Raw genomic sequence first — 2,900 nt, 5'->3', positions numbered from 1 at the left:
CGGTTGTCGATACTTATGGTACTATCGGTTCTGCGCCACTGTGGCGCTTCGATCTGGCCTCGCCTCCGATAGATCTCTTCCGCATCTCCGGGGCGTGAAATATGATGCGGAAGAGTATCACCCCGCGACAACGGGGTCAAGGAGGCGCCTCATGGCGACCAAGTTATACGTGGGCGGTTTGTCCTATTCCACCACCTCCGAGAACCTTCGGGAGTACTTTGCCCAGTGCGGGACCGTTGAGTCCGCTACGGTGATCACCGACAAGTTCTCGGGGCAGTCCCGCGGCTTCGGCTTCGTGGAGATGTCCACGAGCGAAGAGGCCCAGGCGGCGATCGCGAAGCTGAACGATCAGGCCTTCGAGGGCCGACGACTTACGGTCAACGTCGCGAACCCGCAGGCTCCGCGTTCAGGCGGGGGCTTCGGCGGCGGCAAGGGTCGCGCCTCCCGCTGGTAGGCGACTGACCGACTCCAGTCAGAACGGAAACGGCGCAGGATGCTTTGGCACCTGCGCCGTTTTTGTCTTTGAAATATCACGGACTCGGCACCACGTTCGGACATCTTTAAGCGCGTTGGTCGTGGTCAAGTCCTATGCGTTTCGCTGAGGTGGACCTCTACGGGCGCTGGCTCCCGATGGGGAACAAGGCGGGCGTGGATCGCCTGGGATGAGGCAAGTGGTAGCAAAACGGTAGCGACCGGCGCGCCCGCCCGACAGGTCGGGACTGGCTGATTCTACTCGAGCAATTTCAGAAACCGGCGGGCGTCGTCGAACATGGCGGTGTTGTTGAAGAGCACATAGACCTCGCTGAACGCCCGCGCCAGGGCCCGCAGCTCCCCGAGCTCGGCCTCGGAATACTGGTAGTGGTAGCCGCCCTTGCCGTGGAGTCGGAAGTAGGCGGGCTCCCCCCAAACTGGGCGCCGGAGAAGCGGGTCAACGCAGTGGATCAGGTGGGCCCGCCGGCAGAGGGTTTGGACCTCGGCGTCCGGCCATTGGCCGCGCGGCTCCCAGGCGAAGGCCAGACCGTCCCGCTCGACCTTCTCGAAGAACCGGGTCAGGTCCCGGATGTGCGCGGCGGTGGGCGTGAAGGAGGCGGGGCACTGGAAGACGACGATCTTCGAGCGGAGCGCGCGGGCCAGCGCCAGCGTCTCCGCCCACGCGGCCCTGACCTCCCGGGTCGGCCTGAAGGCACCGTAGCGCTTCCGCGCCGCCCCGGTCAGCGGGATCCGCAGGCGCCGGTAGGTCGGCGAGGTGGGCTCGTGGGTGATGAGCTGGGGTGCTTTGAGGACGAACTCGAAGGCCGCTGGCGCCGCGGCCCGCCACCTCTCGACCGTGGCCAGGCGCGGGAGGTTGTAGAAGCTCTCCTGGACCTCGACCAGCGCGAACGTCGCAAAGTAGCGCGGGCGCGCGACCGGCCACCCGCAGCACCCGACCCGGATCACCACGCGCGCCCCCCCCGCGGGTTGACCCTTCCGCCCCGGGGCCGGTAAGATGGCGCCGTGCGCCGTTCCGGGCTGAAGACCTGGCTCCTCGTCACGCTGACGCTCGCGTTCCTGGTCGTCGGATCTATCTCTTACCTCGGCTGGCGCCAGAGCGTGCCCGGCGTGCAAGCGCGGCTCGCCGCGCCGCTCACCCACATCGGGCTCCGGACGCCGCTCACGCTCGAGCTGACTGCGGCGTGGGGCGGGATCGCGTCCGTCGAGCTCCGCCTGCTCCAGGGGACACACAGGGCGACGCTGGCTCGCGAAGATTTTCCGGCGCCCCGGGTGAACCAGCGGCGGCTCGAGCTCGTCGTAGAGGGCAAGTCGCCGGGCCTCCGCGACGGCAGCGCCACGCTCGAGGTCTTCGCGCGCGACGGCTTCTGGCGTCCGCTCCGCGTCGGCGATCGCCCGATCATCGTCCAGCCGATCACCCTCGACCTCACTCCGCCGACGCTGGAGGTCCTCTCAGCCACCCAGTATCTCGCCCAGGGCGGCGGCGGGGTGGTCGCCTTCCGGTCGAAGGGCGCCAAGCGCGCAGGCGTCAACGCAGGCGGCATCTTCTTCCCGGGTTACCCGGTCGGCGAGTCCGAAGGCGCGGTCCACGTGGCCCTGATCGCGATCCCCTACACGTCCCCGGCGACCACCCCGCTCCTCGTCACCGCGGCCGACGAGGCGGGCAACGTGGCCTCGCGCTCAGCGCCGAGCCAGATCAAACCGCGGCGCTTCCCGTCGGGCGTCGTCGAGATCGGGGAAGACTTCCTCAGGCAGAAGCTCCCCGAGCTGCTCCCCGAGCGGCCCTCCATCCCTGACGACCGGCTCCTCGAGGCGTTCCTCGAGGTGAACCGCGAGAAGCGGCGGCAGGCCGAAGACGCCAAGCGGCGGCTCGCGGCCAAGACCCAGGGGACACCGCTCTGGCAGGGCGCCTTCCTCCAGCCGCGGAACACCAAGGTCTTCTCCAACTTCGCCGAGACGCGCACGTACCGCTTCCGCGGCCAGGATGTGGATACCCAGGTCCACTTCGGCTACGACCTGGCCTCGCTCCGCGAGAGCCCGGCGCCGGCGGCCAACTCGGGCATCGTGGTCTTCGCCGAGCCCCTCACCATCTACGGGAACACCGTGGTCGTGGACCACGGCCTCGGCCTCCAGACCTTCTACGCCCACCTCTCGCGGATCGACGTCAGGGTCGGGGACCGGGTGGAAAAAGGGCAGGAGCTGGGCCGGACCGGCACGTCAGGCCTCGCGGTGGGGGACCACCTGCACTTCGAGGTGCTGATCCACGGGATCTCGATCACGCCGCTGGAGTGGTGGGACGCCAAGTGGATCCGCGACCATATCGCCAGGCCCCTCCAGGCCGCGAACGTGGCCTTTCCCGGAGACGAGGGAGTCCGCTGAGCCCTATCGCCCCTTGAAGACCGGCTCGCGCT

3 protein-coding genes are annotated in these 2,900 nt (G+C 68.5%); 2 read left to right on the top strand and 1 reads right to left on the bottom strand.

Translation table 11 applies throughout. The features are described 5' to 3' along the window. Positions 1-151 precede the first annotated feature (151 nt). Positions 152-454 (top strand): RNA-binding protein, encoded by a 303-nt coding sequence (locus HY726_11630; protein MBI4609646.1) that lies wholly within the window; start codon positions 152-154, stop codon positions 452-454. 275 nt (positions 455-729) lie between these two features. Here HY726_11630 and HY726_11625 read toward each other — a convergent pair whose 3' ends face one another. Then, the gene (locus tag HY726_11625) at positions 730-1,440 is read right to left on the bottom strand and encodes a DUF72 domain-containing protein (GenBank protein ID MBI4609645.1); all 711 of its coding nucleotides are present in this window, start codon (positions 1,438-1,440) and stop codon (positions 730-732) included. A 54-nt stretch (positions 1,441-1,494) separates the two neighbouring features. On the opposite strand from HY726_11625, the gene HY726_11620 reads away from it, so the two are divergent. Further along, complete coding sequence (locus HY726_11620) at positions 1,495-2,868, top strand: M23 family metallopeptidase (protein MBI4609644.1); 1,374 nt, start codon at positions 1,495-1,497, stop codon at positions 2,866-2,868. Positions 2,869-2,900: the final 32 nt, after the last annotated feature.

It is taken from the genome of Candidatus Rokuibacteriota bacterium, assembly GCA_016209385.1.
GTDB lineage: Bacteria > Methylomirabilota > Methylomirabilia > Rokubacteriales > CSP1-6 > JACQWB01.
The sequence above is the reverse complement of the archived record's forward strand: the minus strand, read 5'-3'. Positions and strand labels throughout refer to the sequence as shown.